Source organism: Streptomyces sp. NPDC002889 (assembly GCF_042888425.1).
In the GTDB taxonomy this organism is placed as follows: Bacteria; Actinomycetota; Actinomycetes; order Streptomycetales; family Streptomycetaceae; genus Streptomyces.
Window position 1 is genome coordinate 105,148 of the sequence record NZ_JBIAPT010000025.1, and the last position, 20,945, is coordinate 126,092.

Sequence of the window (20,945 nt, forward strand, 5' to 3'; positions counted from 1 at the left end):
AGGAGACGGTGTGAACAAGGGTGGACTTCGGGGACGGGTGAACCTGGTGTCTACGCAGACTGTCAGTGTGCTCAGCCCACAGCCCGTGCCGCTCCGGCTTCCGAATTGCGGTTCACCAGCGCATGCCGAGCGAATCGAGAACACGAAGGCGGTCGGGGGGAAGGCGATCCTTACGACGACGGGCGTTGCTGACCCACTGCCCAAGACGTACATGGTCGCCGTCGATGACTTCGATGTGCCGCTGAGGAACGTTGAGATGCCCTTCCCGATGGTGGAAGGCGCGTGCGGCCGCCAGGCCCCCCTCCCGGTTCCGAACCGTCGGCTTCCTTGCGGCGGCGGGTAGTTCAGCGGTCTGTGCGAGACCGAGGCTCGTCGTCCATGGAGGCGACGGGGTCGTCGCCGCGGTCGCTGTCCGGGTCCGGTAGGGCCCTGATGGAACGGAGACCTGTCCGGGCCGTTCATCGATGGGCTTCCGCTCTCTCCGCTGCCGCCACAGCCGGCCAGTGCCACCGTGGCCATAGTTGCAACCGCCACCGAGCTGAGATGTCGCTTCACGTGCTTCCCCCACCACAGACAGTCCGACGTGATCACTCTGCCATGGGGCGGCACACCGGCAGGACGGGGCTGCCGAGGCAGCGGCCAGGCAGCGGGCCGTCGCCGACACTGAGGAGGCCGAGGAGCCCCGTTAGGGTCCGGCCAGCGGGCGAGTCGTTCGCCAGTCGCGGCGAGCCCCCTTGTCGCCGGCCGTGTGGCCGTCTTCGTTATTCAGGCCCTTGAGGTGGACCACTACCCCGTCCGTGCCACATGCGAAGGGAACCGTTGCCGGAAGATGCCAGGCACGCGGATGTCAGTCTCCCAGCCTAGGGTGGTGACCAGACATACGTACGAACAGGCCAGAGAGGCGGGCACCATGGGCCCTGATCGGGTACGGGAGCTGTGCATCAGGATCCTGTCCAAGGGCCCTGACGTCGTCTCCGCGGACGGCTGGTCTGATGAGTCCCGGCCCTGCGGCCTCTTGATCACTTTCAGCAGCGGAGCTCGGCTGTGGACCGGCATTACCGTGTGGTTGAGTTGGTGTGTGACTGAGCTCGGGGTGGGTTGGTTGAGGAGTGGGACGGGGTGCTGGCGGGGTTGCATGCCCAGTTCGCGTCGCGTTTCGTGAGGTCGGAGCCGCGTGGGCGGGCGCTTGCGTATATGCGGGGGCTGATCGCGCCGTTGGAGCGGAAGAACGGCTGGACGCTGGCGGAGCGGGCCGGTGACCGGCTTCCGATCGGGATGCAGCGCCTGCTGGGCGAGGCGGACTGGGACGCGGACGCGGTTCGTGACGACGTGCGGGACTTCGTCGTCGGGACGATCGGTCCGGCAACGATGTGGGGCTGGCGCTGTCGGCGGTGGAAGAACCTGCGGGTTTCAGCAGCGAGTTCGGCCCGGTTCCTGGCCCGGTGAGTGTGCGGCAGGGTGCGTTTGAGGTTTGAGGTCAGCGTTGACCAGCTCGTCCGGGTTCAGCTCAGGTGAGTACGAGGGCAAGAAGTGCAGCTCGATCTCGTCCTTGTGGTCGGCGAACCAGGCCCGGACGGTCTTCGAGCGGTGGGTCGAGTGCCGGTCGACGATCAGGTGGACCTTGTGGTCGAAGTGCCCGACGAGCCGGGCGAGGAAGTGACACATGACCTTCGCGTCGAACGACTCGGTGAAGACCATGAAGTGCATCCGGCCGCGGGTGCTGATCGCGGACATCGCGTTTACGGAGAACCGGTTCCCGGTCCGGCGGACGACCGGCGTCGCGCCTTTGGCACCCCAGGTGCGGCCGGTGACCTGGTCCGAGCGGATGCCGACCTGGTCGGCGAAGAGGACTTCACCGTTCTCCGCCTTCGCCCTGGCCCGGATCGCCGGCCAGGTCTCCTCGTGCCAGAGGCGGACCGCTTCCGGATCCTGCTCGACGGCCCGCTTGTCGGGGCGTTGGAAGGTCAGGCCCCCAGCGTTTGAGGTACTTGCCCACGCCGGGCTCGGTGAAGCGGACTCGGTACAGCTAGATCAGCTCGCCTATCTACCCGCGTGTCCACAGATGACCGGAAAGCCCCAGGTCGCAGGGGGTGTGATCGAGAACAGCCTGCCGGATGGCGGCCTGCTCGGCCTCGGACAAAACCTGATGTTCCCCCGCGCGACGGCCTCGGGTACGGGACAGCAGTGCGTCCCGCCCACCGGCCTGCCACTTCGCCCACCAGTTGTCCACGGCCCTGGCCGATCCTTGAACAGGGCGGCGACCACACGGTCCCGGCCCTCCACCAGCGCGAACACCGCAAGCAACCGCACAGCCTCCTGCGCGCCCGGCGACCAGGTCCGCGCATCCCCCAGATCACTCACACACCATCACGAGCCTGAACCCAAAGCATTTCTGATCAATATTCCTGCCACCGACCGTGGCAAGGGTATCGAGTTGTGGAAGGCGGGGGCTCTTCCCCGCACCCTTGAGAGGGGTGCGGGGAAGAATCGGAGATCATCCCCGCCGCTCAGATGATGCGGTACGGTCCCCAGCCGGTGCCGGCCTGGTAGCGGGTGCCGAGGGCGTCCATGCCCGGCTTACCGGTGCCGGGGTAGACCCACAAAGTGCCGTCGGAGGCCTGGCGGGTCAGTACGTCGGTGAGCCCATCACTGTTGAAGTCACCGGCGCGGGTGACGTCCTGGGTCTGCCAGCTCCTGCCGATCTGGTAGCGGGTGCCGAGGGTGTCCTTGCCGGGCTTTCCGGTGCCAGGGTAGACCCACAGGGTGCTGTCGGAGGCCTGGCGGGACAACACATCAGTGCGCCCGTCGTTGTTGAGGTCTCCGGTGGTGATGACGTCTTGGCTCTGCCAGCTGTTGCCGACCTGGTAGCGGGTGCCGAGGGCGTCCATGCCGGGCTTTCCGGTGCCGGGGTAGACCCACAAAGTGCCGTCGGAGGCCTGGCGGGTCAGTACGTCGGTGAGCCCGTCACTGTTGAAGTCACCGGCGCGGGTGATGTCCTGGGACTTCCAGCTCCTGCCGACCTGGTAGCGGGTGCCGAGGGCCTCCATGCCCGGCTTTCCGGTGCCGGGGTAGACCCACAAAGTGCCGTCGGAGGCCTGACGGGTCAGGAGGTCACCGCTGCCGTCGTTGTTGAGGTCTCCGACGGTGATGACGTCCTGGCTCTGCCAGCTGGTGCCGGCCTGGAAGCGGGTGCCGAAGGTGCTGCCGCTCGTGTTTCCGGCGCCGGGGTAGATCCAGAGAATGCCATCGCTCTTGACGGCCGCAAGGTCGGCGTTGCCGTCACCGGTGAGGTCGTCCGGATTGCGGGAGGTGGCGTGCTCGACCCAGGCGCCGATGTCGTCGACGCGGGTGTCGATGGCGCTGGTGCGGGTTTCGGCGGGGTCGTTGCCGAGGCATCCGCCTTGCCAGGAGCGGGAGTTGATGGCGACGAGTTCCGGGGTGCCGTTGACGGTGCGCAGGGCGGGTCCGCCTGCGTCGCCCTTGCAGACGGTGGCCGTGTCGGAGCCGTTGAGGTCCACGGTCGTGCCCGTGGTGGAGGCGACGGTGAACGTGCCGGAGTGGAGCTTGTCCGGCACCCATTCGGTCTTGGTACGTCCGAATCCGGCCTTCGTCAGTTCCTCGCCCGTAGTGGCGGGTGTGGTCGCCAGCCGCACGGGCTTGATGGCCGGATCGGTGATCCTGGTGGCGAGCTTGACGAGCACCAGATCCCGGTCGGCGTGCGGGACGAGCCTGATGCCCTGCTGGACGCTGCCGCCGGTCTGGGTCAGGTCGGTGCGGCCGATGGTGACGGTGGTGGCGACGGCGGGCTTGCCGGCTGTGGGCTTTCCGTCCGGGGCGAAGCAGGTGGCCGCGGTCAACACCCATCGCGGGTCGACGAGCGTCCCCGTACAGGCCGTCTGCTCACCGACGTTGATCTTCGCGACGTAATTCAGCTGTGCCGGGGCGTCAGCTCCGGTGAGCGCAGAGGAGGGGGCGGCGGTCGCCACGGTGGCGAGGGCGATGGCGGCGCCGGTCGCCCACATCAAGCGTGAACGTTTCGCGGTCATGAAGTGTCCCTGAAGGTAGAGCGCTGATCGCGTTCGACCAGCTTCAGTGGGTTCCTTGTGATGGCAGGTTCGGAAGGAGACAAGTCGGCCGGTACGCAGGCCGGCCGGGTGCGGCGTCAACCCGTTCCGGGGCGCTACTTGGAGGTGCGGATCTCCACGAGCATGTGGTCGCGCCCCTCGGGGTCGGCGCTCTCGCCGACCGCGGTCCAGGTCCCCTTGGCGACGTCGAAGGACTTCTCTTCCGTTCCGACGGTCATGTCGACCTCGGCGGTCTGCTCGGCGCTCCCCTTCACGCCGTACACGGCCGGGATCTCCATCGTCAGGAACCCGGAGCTGCCGGTGACCTTGAAGCAGATCTTGTCCTTCTCACGGGCCCACACCTCGAGCAGCCCGGCCTCGCTCGCGCAGTCGGCCAGCACGATGCGGCCGTCACCGCGCTTCAGCACGATGTTCTGCTCCGCCAGGATCTTGTCGGCGTTCGGGTAGCTGAAGTCCTCCACCGCGTAGCCCGGCGCACCCTCGGCAACCGGCGCCACGTCGTCGCCGCCCCCACCGGAGGCGGAAGTCGACCACAGGACGGCTCCGACAGCAGCGGCACACGCCGTCGCAAGGACACGAGTGACGAGTTTCATGCGAAGTTCCCTCACTTAGATCACGGCTCCTTTCCCTGTTTTTTCCATGCCCATCACCGCCCCGTACTCCGTATGAAGAAGCGCGCCGCTCACGACCGCAAGGGAAAACGCTTGCCGGAATGTTTGGTTGAGTAACTGGACGGCTTCAAGCCAACGCGCCAGCTGCCTGGATGGCTCGACAGGAAGAGGCAAGAGTCGAGCGCTCTACCCCCATTCAAGCCGTGGCGTTATTTCCATTGAACTCACCTGCCCTTGGCGATGTCCACTGGATGAACCGGGGCAATCGCATTGGTTTCCTGACATGACCCCCGGTCAGGTTTCGGCAGTTCGGACGGGTTGTACTGGAGTAGGTAATGAAATGATCAAGAATTGAAACCAGGGAACTGCGAGCGCCAATTGGTTGCATGCGCCCGTATAACGGTTTGGTAAATGTTGGATTAGTGGATTCCGGGCGATGGATGGCTGGTTTTCGATGCAATTTATTGTGCGTACGGGCTGAGTAACGACATCACGTCGCAATCTGGGCCAAAAGCGATTTTGCAGCCGCCGCCCTATGTGTCGCAGAAATTGATGTGTAATCATCACGGCCTTGGCTGGTGTGCAGGCGCCATGAATTTGGGCGCAGTATCCGTTTGCGCGTGCACCGCCGTAATTCACACAGGAAGGGCGAGTTGTTTTGTCGTCAACGTTGTGGAGCAGGCGCCGGATTCTAATCGCGCTGGCTGGGGCTGCCGCGGCCCCGGCCCTGCCGTCGATCATCACTCTGGCCGCCGGCCCCGCTCATGCTGCCGGGGCCACCGCTGTGGACACCGGCCTGCCCGATACCGACCGCGGCAAGGCCGTGTGGGAGTACAAGCTCGGCGGCCAGACGGTCCGCGAGTCAGCCGCCGCCGCTCTCGTGGGTGGTTCGGCTGCCGTCTCCACGTTCCTCGGCCAGGAGCTGGCGGCGGCCAAGGCGCAGGACAACCGCCTGGCCCTCTTCGCCGGACTCGCCAAGTCGGGCAGGGGAGTTCAGACTTCGGCCAGCGCGGCCCTGTCCGGAGGGGACAGCGCGATCGCCGCCTACATGGCCGACGGATTCACCAACGCCGTCATGGAGGACCTCCGGGTGGCGGTGACTTCGGTAAGCAGCAACAGCGGATCCGCAGTGAAGCGGGAGGCCGGCAAGGCGCTGAACACGAACACCCGCGCCGCGTTGACGTCCTTCCTGGTGGACACCCAGTACACCGCCCGGGACGAGGACAGCCGGGTGAAGGTCACCACCATCCTCAACACGGCCTCCCCGGAGGTCAAGAAGTACGCGCAACGCGCCCTGGACGACGGATCGCGCGATGCGATCGACCGGTTCTTGATGTCCGGCCAGTTCATCGCCCGTGCCCGCGACGACGAGGCCGCGACGATCGAGCAGCTGGTCGAGATCGTGGAGCGCGAGGGCAAGCGGGCGAAGCTGACGACGGAGAAGGCCGTCGCCGCTTCCGAGGAGGCCAAGGAGGCCGCCGCGAAGGCCAAGGAGGCTGCCCTCGAGGCGAAGGCGGAGGCGCTAGCAGCCGAGCAGGACGTGAAGAAGTCGGCGAAGGCGGCCAACAACGCCGCGAACGCCGCGAACGGTGCCGCCGCCGCCGCGTCCACGGCCATCGTCGCCTCGCGCACCGCCCAGTCCGCCTCGCGGCGCGCGGCGCAGGCGGCGCTGGCCGCGGCTGCAGCCGCGGCCAGCGCAGGCGGTGCCGCCTCCCGCGCCTACCGGGCCGCGATCGCCGCGTCCAAGGACGCGTCCAAGGCGGCCGCCGCCCGCTCGGCGGCCCAGGGCGCCCGCAACGCCGCAGCCCGTGCGCGCACCGCGGCCGGAGCCGCTCACCAGGCTTCGATCGCCTCCCAGCAGGCGGCGTCCGCCGGCTCAGCGGCCGCGGGCGCAGCCCAGAACGCGGCGGGCGCAGCCAACGCCGCGGCCGACGCCGCCAACGCGGCGGGCGCAGCCAAGTCCCAGGCCGCCAAGGCGCGGGCCGCCGCCGCCGAGGCCAACGCCGCCGCCGCGCGGGCCACCCGCGCGGCCGGCACCGCGCAGACCTTGGCGAACCGTGCCGCGTCCGCGGCTGCCGTGGCACGCGACGCGGCCAACAGCGCCGCGGAGCACGCCGACAAGGCCGCGGACGCGGCCGAGGAGGCGGCGGCCCACGCGGGCGAGGCGGTCGAGTACGCCAAGCGCTCCACCGAGTACGCCGCCGCCGCAGTGAAGGCGGCCGACACGGCCACTAAAGCGGTCAACGAAGCGATCGCAGTGGAGAAGGCGGCCCGGGACTCGGAAACCACCCGGATCACCGAGGACGAGGAAATAGGCATCGCGCTGGCCCGCTTCAAGACGCAGGCCGAGGCCGACGACACGCTCCTCATGGAGACGCAGCGCACTCAGGCGGAGAAGCTCAGCCAGGAGACCAAGGACCTGGTCGCGGCCGCAGAGTCGGCGCTGCTGAGCGGGGACACGGTCAAGGCCGTCGACTCGGGCCGCCAGGCCGCCGTCAAGCTGCTGGTCTCGAGCGGCACTTGGACCCGTGAGGCGGCCGAGTACGCGCTCGCCGGCACGGACGAGGACGTGGTCAACTGGATCAGCACCGACCGCACCCTGGCCCTGGATCAGGACGACCGCGAGAACGTACTGTCCCTCGCGACGGCGTCCGTGGTCGACATCGCGGAGGCCGCCCACCGGACGCTCGTCGACGAAACTCCGGGCGCCGCAGCCCGGTTCCTCGACACCGGCGCCATCGCAGCGGGGCTCGAGCACTACCGGATATCCGTGCTGAAGGTACTGAACGGCGCACCGGGCAGAGCGGTCCAGGCCAAGGCCCAGGCCGCCCTCAACGACGGCAGCGCCAAGGCCCTGCACCGCTTCCTCGCCGTCGAATGGGCCGAGGCGACGAAGGAGGACGACCGGGTCGAGATCCTCAGTCTCCAGCAGACCGGCGGCCCGTACATGAAGTCGGCCGCGCAGATCCTCCTCGAGGGCTCGTCGCGCATGCGGCGCGCCTTCGTGATCCAGGACAAGCACTACGTCGCCCAGCTCGACCACGACCACCTCACGCACGTGGCGGCCATGCGTGCCGCCATCGCGCACGCCGCGAAGGTCGCCGCCAAGGCGCGGGAGGACGCGGCGCGTGCCTCCCAGGCTGCTGCGGAGGCCCGCAACGCGGCCAACGAGGCGCTCGAGTGGAAGGCGAAGGCGGACGGTTACGCCAAGGACGCCCTCGACTCGGCCGCCGAGGCCAAGACCAACGCCGAAGACGCCGACAGGTCGGCCGCGGCCGCCCAGGTGTCGGCCAATGCCGCCAAGGCGGCGGCGGCTACCGCGCGCGGTGCGGCCCGGAGCGCCAACTACTCGATGCGCAAGGCGTCGGCGTCGGCCACCCAGGCGGTGGCGTCCGCGGTGAATGCGCAGTCCTCGGCATCCGCGGCGCGGGCCTCCGCCATCCAGGCGGGCAAGGACGCCAAGGCGGCGGCGGTCGCGGCCAGCGAGGCGCGCGCGATCGCTGTCAGGAAGCGTGTGGAGGAAGCCAGGGAGGCGGCACGCAAGGCGGCCGAGCTGGCCGCGCAGCAGGCGCAGGCGGGGACGAACCCCGCCGACAACGCGGAGAACGACGACAAGACCGGTGACACCAAGTGGTTCGGCCTCTGGCCTGAGGACATCACGGACCCCAAGGACTGGTCGTCGGCGGTCGGCCACTGGAGCACCGGTGCCGGCGTTGTCGCGTCGGTCGCCGGCCTCGTGGCGCTGTTCCCGCCGGCCGCGCCGGTCGCGGGTCCGATCGCTGCGGGGGCGGGACTCGCCTCCTGGGGTCTGCAAGGAGTGAGTGCCGGCCTGGCGTGCTGGGGATACGGCTGGGATAGCAAGGAGTTCCATTCCGCTCTCGGCCTCTTCGTGCTCGGCGGAAGCTTCATCGGCAATTCGAAGCTGACGAGGAGCATGCTCCGCAGAGCAGGCATCGACGAGAGGGTCATCGGTGAGAAGATCGTGGACATCGGCTACGACGTCACGACTACCGTGATCGGCATCTTCACCTGGTAAGCAGCCCGCACAGACGCGTGGACGGGGCGAGTCGTAGGCTTGCCCCATCCACGCGGTTCCGCAGCACCTAGGGGGTCTTCCGTGTTCAGTTTCTGGTCCTCCACCCCTGGTTGGTGGATCGCGGCTGCCGTGGTGGCCATCGTGTTCGGCGCGGTCATGCAGTCCTGGGCGACGACGAGGAAGTGGAAGGTGTTCCTCGCGACAGCCCCCGGCTTGGCCGGCGGCCTTTCGACGGTCGGGGACACCGCGATGCGGGGCGAGGGTGTGCAGACGGCGCTGCAGCTCTACACCGTCGGGATGCTGGGCCTGCTGATGGCCATGGCCGTCTTCACCAAGTACATCCGACGCCAGGTGGCCCTGGTCCGCGCCGGCGGAACGATGGAGCGCGCAACGCCCAAGCACGTCATGGTCTTCCTGGGCACCTGCTTCGCCGTCACCCTCTTGACGGCCGCCGCGCTCGGCACCCTCCTCGACATCTGACGGAGCGTCCCATGCCCCTGACTTTGTGGGTCGTTGCTGTCCTGATTCCCGAGATCGTGCTCTCCTGCCTGCTGTTGCGCTGGCTCCCGGACCGACGTGAGTGGCCGATACCGCTGCTGATCCCGGTTCCGGCGATCGTCGTGGTGGCGCTTCTCATTCGGTACGTGGCGCAAGAGCCCTGGCCCGGCACGCTCGCAGCGTGTGCCGGCTTCCTGTGCGGTCTCGCCCTGGCGCTGCTGCCGTTCCGGGGCTGGGTGTCGTCGTGGACCCTCCCGGTGCACGGGGACGAACGGCTGCGCTGGCGTGAGGTGGCCTTGGTGGCTCTGAGCGTCGCCACTCCGGTGTCGACGACGCACACGAAGGCCGCGACGGGCAAGGCGTTCGCGCCGCGTGAAGTGGTGCGCGAGCGAGGGAGGTTTCCGTCGGCGATGGGTGTGGCCTTGCTGGTGCTTCCGGTGCTCTGCGCGGTGGCGGCGGGCTGGGCCGCGGATGCGGTCGGCCTGACGGTCGTCCGCCCCTGACCGGGCGCAGTTGGTTCCCTTGGCGAGGCAGTCGAGCATCGAACTGCTGTTGGTGTACTGAATTGGCGGCTTCGTCACCGTCACCATGATTCGCGTGGGTGGGAACGCAGGAGCCCCCGAAGGCCTCGCGGCCTTCGGGGGCTCCTGCTGTGTCACCAGGTCCTTCCTGTCAGGGGATTTGCCTAGCGTGCCTGGCCTCCAAATCGGACGCCGCCGTTGGGCAGTCCGCCGGTGCCGGGCTTGTAGGTGGTGACCGGGGCGACGGTGCCGCCGAGGATGGTGTTGGACATGGGCAGGGCGTGCAGGGCGCCGAGGCCGGGTCCGTAGGGCATGCCGGCGTAGAGCTTGGTGCCGGTGTAGTGGATGTTGCGGCCCAGGTACTGGTTGGTTCCGGGGGTGCCGGGGATGCCGTCGCCGTCGCCGGCTTCGATCCAGCGGTCGTTGGTGCCGGCCGCGGCGACGAGGGAGAAGGTGTGGACGGCGCCGGCGTTGTCGACCGTGCCGATGGCTTCGCCGGGGGTGCCGACCGCGAGACGCATGGTCGCGGCGGTGGAGACGGCGCGCGGGGCGGTGTTGACGGCGGTCAGGTTCTCGCCCATGCGGTCACCGGCTTCGGCAGTGCCGGAGACGTCGTCGTCCGCGGTGCCCTGCCAGAGCTGGCGCACCTCGCTCCAGGCACCGGCGGCGCTGATGCGGCCGACGACCACACGACCGGCGTCCGCGTTGGCAGAGGTGCCGATGGTCATGGCCTCGCCGGGCGAACCGATCGCGATGATGGACTCGTTGGCGGTCGCGGAGCCGGCGGGCCGGTACTCGGTCAGGCTGAGCGCCGCGGCGAAGTCGTCGTTGGCCTCGGCGCCGCCGGACACGGCGTCGCTGTCCTGGTCGAGGCCGAACAGCGGCTTGGGGTGACCGTCGGCGTGCAGGGTGTGGGAGAAGACGGCGAGGTTGCCGGCGGCGGCGTCGCTGCCGACCGTCTCGGCGGGTGCGCCGATGGCGATGTGGTTGGCGTTCGCGGCGAGGGTGGCACCGAAGCCGTCGTTCTCCTCCACAGCACCCGGGACATCGGCCTTGTCCTGGTTGACGGAGATGTTGGTGGTGCCGCGCAGGTAGAGGGCCATGCCGGCCTTCTTCACGGTGCCGAGGGCCTCACCGGCACGCCGATGTGGAGGTAGGGCTCGCCCGCCGCGGTGGTGCCGGCGGCGACGGCGTCGCCCATCCGGTCGCCCGCCTCGGGAGCGGACGCCTTGATCGCGCCGGCGCCCTGGCCCTGCTCGAGGTGGGTGGCCTTCAGGGGGCCGGTGCCGAGACCCGTGGGACCGCCGTAGAGTACGTCGGTGAATCCGGCGTCGGCGACGGTGCCGACGTCTTCGAGGGTGGTACCGACCAGAAGGTCGGTGTAGCCGTCCTCGTTGTAGTCGACGGTGTCCATCGCGCCGGCGGCCTCGGCGACCTGCAGGATCCAGGAAACGTCGATGTGCAGTTCCATCACGCGGCGCGCGCTCCCCGAGGGGCCTACTGAGCGTCCTCGGCCTCGTCGAAGACATCCTGGTGCTCGGCCAGAAAGCGGGCTGCCGCGTCCACGGCGCGGACGCGCAGGCCGCTGGCGTCCTCCTGGACAAGGCGGGCGAGGTAGTCCCCGATGCTCAATCCGAGGTCCGCAGCCCGCTGTTTCGCAAGTTCCGCGACGTTCTGATCCACGCGTGCACCCAGTTGCGTCTTCGCCATACCCGCATGGTAACAGTTGTTACCACCCTGGGGTGCGGCAGGACTGAAGCGGGGACGGCCCGTCGGCGGCGTACACGGCGCAGTCCGACAGGATCGCCACCGGGCCCGGTCGCGGCGGCGAGGGCGACCATCTTGCGGTGCATGTTGACGCGGGCCCGCGAGATGACCGCGGCGCGGATGTCAGAGCGCCAGGTCGGCCGGGAGAGGGCCAGCCACGTCCCGCTCACCGTGGCAGAGATCCGGCGCCTGCGCTCCATGACCGGCTCGAACTGGGTGCAGTCCGCCCGCTGTCCCGCAGTCAGTCGGGGGATTTTCGAATCAGACTCCGCCGACCTCACGCACGTCGTTCCCTGGCAGGATCGGCTCATGACCGAAGACGTCTGGCCAGATGAGCCGTCCCCTGAGCAGATCCGCCGAGAGTGGTCAGCAACCGTGTCCGCATTCCCCGTAGGCACCCGCATGTCGCCCAATGCGCTCGGACTGGCAGACATCGGCTCCATGCCGCCCGGTGCGAGCTTCCAGCGCTGGGAGCTCAGGTCAGTGGCGAGGTCGTCTGGCACACCGATCACAACCACCAGGTGAGGATCAGACTCAGCGAGGATCGACCACGGCTGAGTGGGTCGGCGGCGCATGCCTCTCGCGTGCGGGGGCGGCCGCCGTCGCGCGGCTCTCGCGTGCGGGCTGGGGCTGCAGCCGGGTGCGGGTGGCGGCATGGTCCCGCACACGCGGCGTACTTCTGGCGTACTTTCCGCGTCGCCGCCGCGGCCGATCCGCTTGAGTTCCCCTTCGTGCTCGGGCGTGTGTCAGCCGGGTTGGCGGGTGTCAGTCGTGCTGCCACCAGGTCACTGCGCGGCCGACCAGAAGGGCCCCGACGTGGCGGACGGCTCCGGTGAGGAGTGCTGCGGAGACGAGGCGCTGCCACGAGGCGGGGGCGGGCGCCACGTGGTCCTGGTGCGGAGTCGTGGAGGGGCAGGCAATCGTCGATCCCTACGCCGTGGCGGTCGCCCAGGCGCTCCTGTCGTCCCAGGGCAGCGGGCAGCAGGTGATCTCAGTCGGTCGCAGGGGTGAGGGCTATGAGGGCGGCGCAGGCTGGTCCCCCGGCTCTGAGATCGCGTATCAGGGCCTTCTTCGTCCGGTGAGCGGTGATGAACCGGCCGTACCGCTCGGTGAATGCGCTCGTGGTGCCGTCCCGGTCGGCGAGGGCAGCCAGATCGCCCAGCAGGCGGACGACCTCTTCGTAGTGGCGGGTCCCGCGCAGCGCGAGCAGCTCTCCCACGCGCTTCCAGGCGGCCTCGGGATCGTGCTGCAGGTCGGCCAGACGCCGGCTCTGGGCCTCCCGCGCCTCACGGGCTGCCTGCTCCCGCTCCTCGGCCTCCTGGCGTTCCTCGCGGGCGATCCGCATCGCCGTCTGGGCGGAGACTGCAGCACGGATTTCGGCGACTGTACGGGGCGCCGGGTCGGGGCCGGTGGCCGGTTGAGCGTTGAGGAAGCGGCGGCGCAGCCCGGACAGGGCCTGGGCGTCGCCGGTGTGGAGCAGCTGGGCGAGGACGGCGTCTTTCTCTCCCGAGTCGAAAGTGGCAAGCCAGGCACGGTGTTCGGCGAGGGTAGGGCGGGGCAGGGGCTGGGGTGAGCGCCTGGCCGCGGCCGCGATGAGGTCTTGGTCGATGCGCACGAACTCGGCCAGGTCGGCCAGTGGCTCGGGCAGGTCGGCCAGGCCCGGCGGCAGCGCAGGCTCGAGGTCGTCGTCGTCAAGTTCGCCGTTTTGCAGGCACAGCAGCCAGGCGAGGTAGAGGAGGCGCAGGTCTCCTTCGGCGACCTGCTGGCGGGCGCGGGTGATGGAGGGCAGCCACTCTTCGGCCGTGTCCGGGCCGTCCTCGAAATCGAAGAGGTCGTTGAAGTCCTCCATGGCGTCCTCGGGATCGGACTCCAGGGTGATCAGGACGTATCCCCCGCTCTCCCGGCTGATTGCCGAGTGGCTGGCGCAGTAGGTCTCGGCGACATCCAGCGGCAGGGCGGCGGCGGGCCAGCGCAGAATCACCTGCCGGGTGCCCCAGTTCGCGAAGTAGAGATGGGCGTCGTAGTGAGTCTCCACCAGTTTTTGCGGGTCGCCCTTGAAGTCGCCCCAACTGTAGGTGTTCACGAAACTGTGCCGGGTGAGGCGGGCGCGCGTCGTCAACGCGCGGATCTCCGCGAGCTGCCCGTCGGACAACGGCGCATCAACCGCGAACTGGTAATGCTGGTACTCCGCCATGCCCTGGCCCTCCGCCCATCCCGCCCGCTCCTGGCCAAGTCCTAGCAGAGCCGAAGGCACAGGGTGGTGGAAATGGCTCTCGGTTCAGGGGAACGGTACGGCCCGGCACGGTCGCGGACATGTCGAGCAGAACACCCGATGCCCCTTTGGGCATTCAGGAGCGCTCCGCCGGGCGGCACTTCAAGGCCGTCTTCCCTGCCCAGGCCATTGGCGGCTACATCAGCACCAGCACTCTCCGGCCAGGCCGCGTCGACGAGGGGTGGTACGTCTCGTAGCGCTCACTGCTCCTGCAGGCAGTCCCGGCCCCAGCGCATACGCCGGTGCCGGGGCAAGCCTTATCTGCGGCGTCAGGCGGTCGTGATGTTCTCCGCCTGGGGGCCCTTCTGGCCCTGGGTGATGTCGAAGGTCACGGCCTGGCCTTCCTGGAGCTCACGGAAGCCGGTGGAGTTGATGTTGGAGTAGTGCGCGAAGACGTCCGGGCCGCCGCCGTCCTGGGCGATGAAGCCGAAGCCTTTCTCGGAGTTGAACCACTTCACGGTTCCGCTGGCCATGCTCGTGCCTCTCAGTCAATATCGGATCCGCACCACGCGGACCCCGAGGTGATCGCCTTGGTCCTGCACTGCACAGCAAATACGCCCACGCCAGGGCGCGGGCAGGTACGGCGAACCACGACATCTCCCGGCGACGCTACACGGCGAAACTGCTCGTCACCAGAGAGCAACGATCAAGGCCTCGCTCAGTCGTCGACTGGACCAGGGCGGGATCGGTCAAGGTCACCGGTCGGCCCCGGCCAGGAGGTAGGCCGGGCCGCCGCCTCTCCGGGCGTCGTCGATGGCTCAGACCAGTCGGCAGCGCTCATTTCCCGGCGCAGCGGTCAGCCCGGCACGGCTTCCAGTCGCGCGCGGCCGACCGCTGCCGGAGCGCTAGTTGCCGCGCAACCCCTGCTGGTCTGGCCGATGGTGGGCGGCGGACTGCTCTTGGGCGTGAGCATGCGGATCCCGCTGCTGCCGTTGCGGCGCGGAGCGGGTTTCGGCCTGCTCCCGCAGCCGTTGGCGCAGCTGCTCGGCCCGTTCTCTGACCTCGTCGACGTTCGTGTTCTGCACCACCCGGTCCCGCATCCTGCGGATTCGAGGCGCAGCGATGGGTGGCCCGCTCATCGCGAACTGCCGGTGCCCGCCTAGACACTCAGACGGTGAAGCGTTGCCTCGGCGTGGTCAGCTCGCATGCGGTTGCTCGTGCTCGCGGCGGGCCTCCTCCAGAACCTTCCGCCAGGAGACGACGCCGGGTCTGCGCAACAGCGACCTGCGCTCGCGCTCGGTCATACCGCCCCACACCCCAAACTCGATCCGGCTATCGAGGGCTTCAGCCAGGCACTCAGTGCGTACCGGGCACCCGGTGCACACGGCCTTGGCCCGGTTCTGCTGCGCGCTCTCGGCGAACAGCTCCTCCGGATCGGCGCTCCGGCACGCAGCATCCTGGTCCCAGTGGGCTACCGTGCTGGTCATGTCTTCCCCTCCCCCATCGACACTCAGCAGCTGAGCGTATGCCGCCGCAGTTCACAGGCAGCCCGGGCTTCGCGCAACCCGGTCCAGGGCGCGCGACCGGAGGCGGGCCCGCCTGGCCGTGGTGGCTCAGCACCCGGTCACGTCCACGCCTTCGTACCCTGCTCATCCGGGCATCCGACGGACCGGATCAGGCACGGCAGTTGGCCCTCTGCTGCAGCTCGCCGCAAACCTCGCCCCTCGTCCCGTTGCGCCGCGTCCCGGGCCACCCTGTCGAGCACACCTTCCAGCCGATTTTCCGGAGCGAGGTTGTACGCGACCAAAGCTCTCGTACGAGTGCCACCGGGCAGGACAACTCCTACACGCCCTCTGCGGTGAGTAGCATCCGGCAGAAATACACCAGAGACACAACGAGCGTGAGCTGACGTGACCGACGAGCCCGACAACATCCAGAGCGTCTACGCGCAGCGGTTTGCCGCCGACCTCGAGAAGAACCGCAGCAAGCAGGGGGACATCGCCCAACAGATCTCGGAGCTCCAGGGACGCCTGGATCGGCTCAAGGCCAATGAGAAGTGGCTGTCAGAGTTGCAGGGCACCGTACCGGCGCCGGTTGCCATGCCCGCTGAGGCGGAAGAGGCGGCCGTTCCGGCGCCGAGGCAGGAGGACCTCAGCAAGGTGGCCGGGGACAAGCCCGGTGCGAAGAGGGCCGCTGCCAAGACGACCAAGAAGGCCACCGCGAAGAAGGTGGCAGCCCCGAAGAGGCCCACCGCCAAGCAGACTGCGGCGAAGAAGACAACCGCCGAGAAGGCTGCGCAGCCTCCGCTGCGCGAGCTCGTCGAGGGCATCTTGACCAACCACGCCGGTGAGCCCCGCATGGTCAGCGAGGTCCGCACCGAGCTCGAGGAGCACTACCCCGGGCGCGCCGCGTCCAGCCAGGTCGTACGCAACACCCTGGAGAGCCTTGCCAAGAAGGGCATCATCGAGAAGACGAACCAGCAGGGTTCGGTGATGTACACCAAGCCCAAGTCCGCGCCTGTCGAGGTGGACGCCGTACCTGCCCCGGCTCCGGCGGAAGCCTAGGCCTCGGTGCGCACCCTCGTCCTGCGGCAGGCGCTCACCTGGAGCGGACCGAGCGCCGACGGTGGCTGAGCAACAGCATTGCCCCCCAGGCGTTGCAAGCCCGCGACCCGCATACCCGAGCGGAGTGCCGACTCTCACGCCGGTGAACAGTGCTTTCTCAGCGGCGTGTCCGTTTGTTTCTCACCTCGGGTGGACAGCGCCAGAGACTCTGCAGATTCCAGGCGCCCACCCAAGACCGACTCCTGGTCAAGGATGGTGGAGGACTGGTCTACGGACACCACGGTCTCCATCAATGCTCGCCCTGTCCGTTGCTGTGGGCCAGGTCGCGGACGAGCTCGATCACGTCCGCGGTCGCGGCCGGCTGGCGCAGCATCGTCCTACGGTGGCGGGCGCCCGTGGAGCCTCACGCGGCTGCGGCTGCGGCTGCGGGCGCGGGTGCAGGTGTGGGTGTGGTGCGGGCGATGTGCACCGGCATTCCGTGGAAGATGCGCCAGTACGCCGGTTTCGGCACCGCCATCGAGCCCACCCGCTACAAGTAGCTGCGCACCAGGCCCCTCGGCAGCTGGTTCCGCTTGACATAGTGCAGAGAAGGTTTCTGTGGGCTCTCAACATCGAGTGGAACCGGGCAACGCGCACGGATGCACGGGACTTCATTCGGTGGATGCAGATCGCGAACAAGCCGCAGCGCCTGCACTGGAGACACCGGAAGGCGGCCACTCCGAGGAGACGGCGCCGAAGCCGCGGACGACGCACAAGAAGATCCCCGGTACCCCGAACGCCATCACGGGCAAGGTCTCACCCGGCCCGCAGTACGCCGCGAGGACGCGCGCGCACTGCGAAACCGTGCTCCGCACGTTCTACGACTTCCACCGGGACGAGGGCACCGGGCCGATCATCAACCCGTTTCCGCTTGACCGCTCGCGTCGCGGCGGCCGCGCGAACGCCCACCACAAGCCTGACCGGCCCTTTGAGCAAGAGCGGACAGGCCGCTACCGCCCGACCATCCCGAAACGTGCGCCTCGGCGTATCCCGGACGAGAGGTTCAACGCGCTGTTCGCCGCCCTCCGGCACAACCGAGATCGCGCCCTACTGGCCTTCTGGGTTTCAAACGGTGCCCGAGCCGAAGAACTGCCTCGCAGCGAGACCGGCTGGTCGAGATCCGCGACAACCTGATCGATCGGATCGCCGAAGCTCAGCGCGAGCGCTGGCTCGGCGAGGTCGAGGGCCTGGAGATCAGTCTCGCCGGCGCCGAGGACAAGCTGGCTCAGCTGGATGCCGCTGTCAAACCCTCGGTCATCCACCTGGGCCTGCCCACTTTCGGTCGTATCGCTGGGCACTCAACCGCCCCCTGACCTGCCCCGGGCTGGTTCACCCAGAAACGGAACTCCGGAATCGGCCAGGGCTATCCTTGAGTCCCACCAGGGGATTCGCTCATCCAGCAGTCCAACTGCATAACCAATACAGCAGGTTGAAGAGCTCACGGCATGATGCCCCGTGTGGACTCGATGAATGACACGCCGGACCGGCCTCGAACCCGCTGGGGAGTATTCACCCAACCGGATTTCCGCCTGCTCTGGACAGGCGAGACCGTGAGCGGGCTGGGCAACAGCATCACCGTGGTCGCGTTGCCGCTGATCGCGGTTGAAATGTTGGATGCCAGCTCCACAGCCGTCGGCCTGCTCGCCGCGGCGGTTTGGCTGCCCTGGCTGCTGGTGGGGCTGCCGGTAGGCGCATGGGTGGACCGGATACGCAAACGGCCACTGATGATCGCGTGCGATCTGGTGGCCTTTGCGGCGCTGGTGAGCATTCCACTGGCTGCGTGGCTCGACGCGCTCACCTTTCAGCACCTGGTCGTCATCGCGCTTATATGCGGCACCGCGGCGGTGTGCTTCAGCACCGCCTACCACTCGTACATCCGGATCGTGCTCGACGGCCGCGACCTGCTTGAGGGCAACGCCAAGCTGCAGGGCAGCGAGGCCATCACCCAGGTTGCCGGACCCGGGGTGGCGGGACTGCTCGCCCAGGCGTTCGGCGCGGTCACCGCGCTACTGGCCGATGCGGTGACGTTCCTGGTATCCGCGGTCTGCCTGAAGCGGATCAGCGTGGTCGAGCCGGACCGCGCTCCGGACGAGGAACGCGTCCCCCGCCGCCGGCAGATCAGAGAAGGGCTCCGCTTCGTGGGCCGGGACCGGTACCTGCGGCCGATGGTCACCTGGGGCGCCGTGATCAACCTGGGGCTGATGGGCTACCAGGCGGTTCAGGTCGTGTTCCTGGTCCGCACGGTCGGGCTGAACCCGGCCATGGTCGGTCTGCTGCTGACCAGCGGCAGCACCGGTGGCATCGTGGGCGCGCTGGTGGCCACCAGGGTCAGCCGGCGGTTCGGCACCGCGCGCGGGCTTCTTCTCCTGCAGGTCGCAACCGCGCCGTTCGCGCTGCTCCTGCCGATGACCACGGCGGGGCCGGGGCTGCTGCTGTTCGCGATGGGAGCCTTCATCGTCGGGATCGGCGTTTCCGTGGCCAACATCGTGGTCGGCAGCTTCCGGCAGGCCTACTGCCCGCCGCACATGCTCGGCCGGGTCGTGGCGACGGCCATGATGATCAACCACAGCACCATCCCGCTCGGGTCCCTGCTCGGCGGCGTGCTCGGCGACGCCGTCGGGTACCGGCCAGCCATGTGGATCATGACGGGTGTCGCCGCGCCCAGCTGGCTCATCCTCGCCACGAGCCCGATGCGCCGAGAGCGCGACCTTCCGCAGACCCACGAGCCAGAACAAGCGCACGCCAAGAGCTGAAGGATGGCGAAAGGGCCGCCAGACAAACAAGTAGTTCGGGGAAGGCCCGCTGTGCGGCAGCTGCAACACCCTCGAGGGGAAGGGCATCCCGCGCTACTTCCTAGAGAAGGAGCTCAGTCGATACAGAATTCGTTGCCCTCGATGTCCAGCATTGGGATGCACGACTCGTTTTCCTCATCGGCATACAGCGTTTGCACGTGGGTGGCGCCGAGCGCGACCAGTCGTGCGCACTCGGCTTCGAGCGTGGCGAGGCGCTCGTCCCCCACGAGCCCGGTGCCGACCCGGATGTCGAGATGCACCCGATTCTTGACGGTCTTGCCTTCGGGGACGCGCTGGAAGTACAGGCGCGGGCCCACGCCTGAGGGATCACCGCAGGCGAACCATGAATCCTGCTCCTCAGGAGGGAGGGTACGGTTGAAATCGTCCCAGGTGGCGAACCCCTCCGGTGGCGGCGGTATGACATACCCCAACACCTCGCACCAGAAACGAGCGAGGCGCTCAGGTTCTGCGCAATCAAAGGTGACTTGGAACTTCTTGATCGCTGACATCGGCGCACCATAGCAGGCGGACTCTGCCGCTCATTTCCCGCAGACGGATCCGCTGGCCACCCGTCGTGCCCTGGGTCACCTTGGACACCAAGTGACCAAACCGGACAGTCCGCGAGAACGACGCGACCGTGGCCACGGAGCGCCCCAGGTCCCCAGGATCCAGTCCTGACAACCAACCTTCATGCCAAGATCAGTTGCGGGACATCCCTTAGGGCTTGCAGGGAATCAAGGTGTTGCTTCCCGTCCTGAGGCTCGTTGGTGTGGTATGCGCATTCCGGACGAGACTCGTGATCAACTCGCTGTGAAGTTGGCGGTGTTGCTCCCACATCTGGACGAGCGGCAGCGACGGCTGTTGATGGCTGCGGAGGCCCGGGCGCTTGGACACGGCGGTGTCCGGGCCGTGGCGCAGGCCGCTGCGGTCAGCGAGACGACAGTCCGCAAGGACGTGTTCGAACTCGAGGCGGGTGAGGAGCCTCTGGGGCGGGTGCGGCGGCCAGGCGGGGGTCGCAAACGGGTCGCGGATCTGAATCCGGGACTGCGGCCGGCCCTGTTGGCGCTGGTTGAGCCGGATGTGCGGGGTGACCCGATGTCTCCGCTGCGGTGGACGGTGAAGTCCACCCGCACGCTGGCGGAGGAGCTGACCCGGGCCGGGCACCGCGTCAGTGCCGACACCGTCGCCAGCCTGCTGCGGGCGGAAGGCTTCAGCCTGCAGGCCAACGCCAAGACAATCGAGGGCAGCCAGCACCCGGACCGGGATGCCCAGTTTCGCTATCTCAACGAGCAGGCCCGTGAGCACCGGGACACCGGCCAGCCGGTGATCAGCGTGGACACCAAGAAGAAGGAGCTCGTCGGCGAGTTCAAGAACAACGGCTGCCAGTGGCGGCCGACGGGTGAGCCGGTGCCGGTGAGCGTTCATGACTTCGCCGACCCGCAGCTGGGCAAGGCCGTCCCCTATGGGATCTATGACGTCGCGGCGAACACCGGCTGGGTCAACGTCGGTACCGATCACGACACCGCCGCGTTCGCCGTGGAGTCGATCCGCCGCTGGTGGCACGCCCAGGGCCAGGCCGCCTACCCGCAGGCAGCACGACTGCTGATCACTGCCGACGCGGGCGGCTCCAATGGTTATCGCACCCGGGCCTGGAAACTCGAACTGGCCCGGCTCGCCGCCGAAACCGGATTGACAATCACCGTGTGTCATCTGCCGCCGGGCACCCAATGCCGTTGCTTGAGCAGGGCAAGTAGTTCGAGGTGACGTTGAGGGCACGGGGTCGTTGGACCCGGCATGCATCCGTGGGTGGGGATATCCGA

19 protein-coding genes and 3 pseudogenes are annotated in these 20,945 nt (G+C 68.4%); 10 read left to right on the forward strand and 12 right to left on the reverse strand.

The window, feature by feature from the left end; all coding sequences use genetic code 11:
- Window positions 1-112: 112 nt before the first annotated feature.
- Window positions 113-664 carry a helicase associated domain-containing protein gene (locus ACFYWI_RS30695; protein ID WP_389238752.1) on the reverse strand — a complete coding sequence of 184 codons (552 nt, stop codon included), beginning with the start codon at window positions 662-664 and terminating at the stop codon, window positions 113-115.
- Window positions 665-1,098: 434 nt separating this feature from the next.
- Here ACFYWI_RS30695 and ACFYWI_RS30700 point away from each other — a divergent pair.
- Window positions 1,099-1,359 (forward strand): annotated as a pseudogene (locus tag ACFYWI_RS30700) (transposase); the annotation flags it as partial.
- Here the strand turns inward: ACFYWI_RS30700 and ACFYWI_RS30705 are convergent.
- The 3 genes and pseudogenes from ACFYWI_RS30705 to ACFYWI_RS30715 form a co-directional block, all read right to left on the reverse strand.
- Window positions 1,359-2,304 (reverse strand): annotated as a pseudogene (locus tag ACFYWI_RS30705) (IS630 family transposase); the annotation flags it as partial. The pseudogenes ACFYWI_RS30700 and ACFYWI_RS30705 overlap by 1 nt on opposite strands.
- Before the next feature lie 203 nt (window positions 2,305-2,507).
- A complete protein-coding gene (locus tag ACFYWI_RS30710) occupies window positions 2,508-4,046 on the reverse strand; it encodes an FG-GAP-like repeat-containing protein (protein ID WP_389238754.1) in 1,539 nt (512 codons plus the stop codon).
- Between the two features lie 134 nt (window positions 4,047-4,180).
- The gene (locus tag ACFYWI_RS30715) at window positions 4,181-4,678 is read right to left on the reverse strand and encodes a hypothetical protein (RefSeq protein WP_328394099.1); all 498 of its coding nucleotides are present in this window, start codon (window positions 4,676-4,678) and stop codon (window positions 4,181-4,183) included.
- An 802-nt stretch (window positions 4,679-5,480) separates the two neighbouring features.
- Here ACFYWI_RS30715 and ACFYWI_RS30720 point away from each other — a divergent pair.
- The 3 genes from ACFYWI_RS30720 (at window position 5,481) to ACFYWI_RS30730 (ending at window position 9,733) form a co-directional block, all read left to right on the forward strand.
- Window positions 5,481-8,732, forward strand: coding sequence for an ALF repeat-containing protein (locus ACFYWI_RS30720; RefSeq protein WP_389238757.1), 3,252 nt, complete (start codon window positions 5,481-5,483; stop codon window positions 8,730-8,732).
- 81 nt (window positions 8,733-8,813) lie between these two features.
- On the forward strand, window positions 8,814-9,212 hold the full coding sequence (locus ACFYWI_RS30725; protein ID WP_389238759.1) for a hypothetical protein: 399 nt from the start codon (window positions 8,814-8,816) through the stop codon (window positions 9,210-9,212).
- A gap of 11 nt (window positions 9,213-9,223) precedes the next feature.
- Window positions 9,224-9,733, forward strand: a complete 510-nt coding sequence (locus ACFYWI_RS30730; protein ID WP_389238761.1) for a hypothetical protein — start codon at window positions 9,224-9,226, stop codon at window positions 9,731-9,733.
- Between the two features lie 182 nt (window positions 9,734-9,915).
- On the opposite strand, the gene ACFYWI_RS30735 is transcribed toward ACFYWI_RS30730, so the two are convergent.
- From ACFYWI_RS30735 to ACFYWI_RS30750, 4 genes are all read right to left on the reverse strand, one after another.
- The gene (locus tag ACFYWI_RS30735; protein WP_389238763.1) at window positions 9,916-10,854 is read right to left on the reverse strand and encodes a hypothetical protein; all 939 of its coding nucleotides are present in this window, start codon (window positions 10,852-10,854) and stop codon (window positions 9,916-9,918) included.
- An 11-nt stretch (window positions 10,855-10,865) separates the two neighbouring features.
- Window positions 10,866-11,225, reverse strand: a complete 360-nt coding sequence (locus tag ACFYWI_RS30740) for a hypothetical protein (RefSeq protein ID WP_389238765.1) — start codon at window positions 11,223-11,225, stop codon at window positions 10,866-10,868.
- 23 nt (window positions 11,226-11,248) lie between these two features.
- The gene (locus tag ACFYWI_RS30745; protein ID WP_389238768.1) at window positions 11,249-11,461 is read right to left on the reverse strand and encodes a hypothetical protein; all 213 of its coding nucleotides are present in this window, start codon (window positions 11,459-11,461) and stop codon (window positions 11,249-11,251) included.
- 1,048 nt (window positions 11,462-12,509) lie between these two features.
- Entirely contained in the window at window positions 12,510-13,712 is a 1,203-nt protein-coding gene (locus ACFYWI_RS30750) for a hypothetical protein (RefSeq protein WP_389238770.1), read from the reverse strand.
- A gap of 119 nt (window positions 13,713-13,831) precedes the next feature.
- Here ACFYWI_RS30750 and ACFYWI_RS30755 point away from each other — a divergent pair, with 119 nt between their 5' ends.
- Window positions 13,832-13,987 carry a hypothetical protein gene (locus tag ACFYWI_RS30755; protein WP_389238773.1) on the forward strand — a complete coding sequence of 52 codons (156 nt, stop codon included), beginning with the start codon at window positions 13,832-13,834 and terminating at the stop codon, window positions 13,985-13,987.
- Window positions 13,988-14,059: 72 nt separating this feature from the next.
- Here the strand turns inward: ACFYWI_RS30755 and ACFYWI_RS30760 are convergent, their stop codons facing one another.
- The 3 genes from ACFYWI_RS30760 to ACFYWI_RS30770 form a co-directional block, all read right to left on the reverse strand.
- Window positions 14,060-14,263, reverse strand: a complete 204-nt coding sequence (locus ACFYWI_RS30760; protein WP_003964323.1) for a cold-shock protein — start codon at window positions 14,261-14,263, stop codon at window positions 14,060-14,062.
- 372 nt (window positions 14,264-14,635) lie between these two features.
- Complete coding sequence (locus ACFYWI_RS30765; protein WP_389238775.1) at window positions 14,636-14,818, reverse strand: hypothetical protein; 183 nt, start codon at window positions 14,816-14,818, stop codon at window positions 14,636-14,638.
- Between the two features lie 108 nt (window positions 14,819-14,926).
- Window positions 14,927-15,217, reverse strand: coding sequence for a WhiB family transcriptional regulator (locus tag ACFYWI_RS30770; protein ID WP_389238777.1), 291 nt, complete (start codon window positions 15,215-15,217; stop codon window positions 14,927-14,929).
- 423 nt (window positions 15,218-15,640) lie between these two features.
- On the opposite strand from ACFYWI_RS30770, the gene ACFYWI_RS30775 reads away from it, so the two are divergent.
- The 4 genes from ACFYWI_RS30775 (at window position 15,641) to ACFYWI_RS30790 (ending at window position 19,086) form a co-directional block, all read left to right on the forward strand.
- Entirely contained in the window at window positions 15,641-16,294 is a 654-nt protein-coding gene (locus ACFYWI_RS30775) for a hypothetical protein (RefSeq protein ID WP_389238779.1), read from the forward strand.
- A 395-nt stretch (window positions 16,295-16,689) separates the two neighbouring features.
- A complete protein-coding gene (locus tag ACFYWI_RS30780; protein ID WP_389238807.1) occupies window positions 16,690-16,833 on the forward strand; it encodes a hypothetical protein in 144 nt (47 codons plus the stop codon).
- 118 nt (window positions 16,834-16,951) lie between these two features.
- Window positions 16,952-17,467 carry a hypothetical protein gene (locus tag ACFYWI_RS30785; RefSeq protein ID WP_389238781.1) on the forward strand — a complete coding sequence of 172 codons (516 nt, stop codon included), beginning with the start codon at window positions 16,952-16,954 and terminating at the stop codon, window positions 17,465-17,467.
- Window positions 17,468-17,799: 332 nt separating this feature from the next.
- Entirely contained in the window at window positions 17,800-19,086 is a 1,287-nt protein-coding gene (locus tag ACFYWI_RS30790; protein ID WP_389238801.1) for an MFS transporter, read from the forward strand.
- Window positions 19,087-19,199: 113 nt separating this feature from the next.
- On the opposite strand, the gene ACFYWI_RS30795 is transcribed toward ACFYWI_RS30790, so the two are convergent.
- On the reverse strand, window positions 19,200-19,634 hold the full coding sequence (locus tag ACFYWI_RS30795; RefSeq protein ID WP_389238783.1) for a VOC family protein: 435 nt from the start codon (window positions 19,632-19,634) through the stop codon (window positions 19,200-19,202).
- A gap of 265 nt (window positions 19,635-19,899) precedes the next feature.
- Here ACFYWI_RS30795 and ACFYWI_RS30800 point away from each other — a divergent pair.
- Window positions 19,900-20,850: pseudogene (locus ACFYWI_RS30800) on the forward strand (ISAzo13 family transposase); the annotation flags it as partial.
- Window positions 20,851-20,945: the final 95 nt, after the last annotated feature.